The sequence below is a fragment of the Bacillus sp. LR--39 genome, from assembly GCF_053613335.1.
The window spans coordinates 1-992 of record NZ_JBSIOT010000403.1; the positions used below are offsets into that span (position 1 = coordinate 1).

2 pseudogenes are annotated in these 992 nt (G+C 49.0%); both read right to left on the reverse strand.

The features are described from left to right. Nucleotides 1-844: pseudogene (yesZ, locus tag ACWHAR_RS23595) on the reverse strand (beta-galactosidase YesZ); the annotation flags it as partial. 7 nt (nucleotides 845-851) lie between these two features. Beyond that, nucleotides 852-992, reverse strand: a pseudogene (locus tag ACWHAR_RS23600) (rhamnogalacturonan acetylesterase); the annotation flags it as partial.

Consider the following 992-nt stretch of genomic DNA (forward strand, 5'->3'; position numbering starts at 1 on the left):
AATCACAGTTCAATAAAAAGGCAGAGGCGTTTTCCTGCGAAGCGTACGTGTCATAGGAGGCAAAATCGAGATTCTGAAACATTCGCTCATTGTCCACGCTGAACATGACTGATCCGTTATGCGTGATCGGCGCATCTGAATAGCAGCGGATGATTTTGGCCTGTTCATCCGCAAACGAAGCGATCATCTCCATCGAAAACAGCTGATACATGGTGCTTAGGGAAGCGTGATGCAGAAACGGGGCCGGTCCCGGCTGCGGGACTTGCTCAAACGTCTGATAGGTTTCGCTCCACACATCGGTTCCCCAAGCTTCATTCAAGCGCTCAATCACCCCGTAGCGATTTTTGAGCCAATCATGCCATAAGCGCAAACATGTCTCACACATGCATTCTGCAACATGGCATTTAAACTCATTGTCTAGCTGCCATCCGATCAGCCCCGGGAGCCGGCCAAGCTCCTTGGCGATGGCTGTGGTGATGATGGCGGCTTTTTTTCGGAAATACGGGTTGTTCGTGCAGGCGTGCTGACGGGAGCCATGCCCCATGATCTCTCTTTTTTCATTGACATGCATGCGTTCGGGCCGGTCGTGTGACAGCCAAATCGGCGGGGTAGGCGTCGGCGTGCACATAATCGTTTCGATCCCGCTGTCATACAGCCGGGCGATGATTTCTTTGAAAAAACCGATGTCAATTTTTCCTTCTTCAGGTTCCATGACAGACCAGGCAAATTCACCGATCCGCACAACATTTACGCCAACTTCACGCATGATGTCAATGTCCTGCTGAATCGTCTCTTCATCCCATAATTCCGGATAATAGCAAGCGCCATGATACAGTTTTCTCATCACATTTTCACCCTTCTTTGATGATCGATTCTGTCAATGGCAGGCCGAGCTCCTTTATGCCTTTTGCCACAAGTTTCGCCATTTCATTTGCGCCTTTTTTTGTAAAATGCGTGTAATCGTTAATCCCTTCTGAAACCATAAAATAGGT